1 protein-coding gene is annotated in these 448 nt (G+C 71.7%); it reads right to left on the reverse strand.

What is annotated here, in order from left to right; translation table 11 throughout:
* Positions 1–361: SRPBCC domain-containing protein (locus ACGVWT_RS19200; RefSeq protein ID WP_394427834.1), on the reverse strand; the 361-nt coding region annotated here is incomplete at its 3' end.
* Between the last annotated feature and the right edge of the window lie 87 nt (positions 362–448).

Consider the following 448-nt stretch of genomic DNA (forward strand, 5'->3'; position numbering starts at 1 on the left):
GCCGGCACCGGCCGTCGCCCAGGTCCTCGAAGTGCAGGTACTCCAGGTCCACGGCGTCGGGCCAGCCCTCGTACTCGAAGGTCTGGACCACGAGCTCGTTCTCGCGCACCGTGTGGAAGACGCCGCGGAAGGCGTACTCCTCGGTGCTGTCCTCGCCGCGCTGGACGAACCGGTAGGCGCCGCCGGGGCGGAACTCGAAGCCGTCGATCCGGGTCCGCAGCCCGCGCGGCCCGATCCACTGCCGGAACAGCTCGGGGTCGGCGTGGGCGCGGAAGACGTCGGCCACGGGGTGGTCGAACTCGCGCTCGAAGTCGATGAAGGGCAGGCCGTCGGGGACGGTCAGGTGCAGTGCGTGTCCCATGGTTCAGTCCTGGGTGTGCTGGCCGCGGTCCGCGGCTCGGGTGTCGAGCACGGCGTCGAGGCGGCGGAACTGCTCCTCCCGGACCAG

Source organism: Sphingomonas sp. S6 (genome assembly GCF_043498045.1).
GTDB lineage: Bacteria > Pseudomonadota > Alphaproteobacteria > Sphingomonadales > Sphingomonadaceae > Sphingomonas.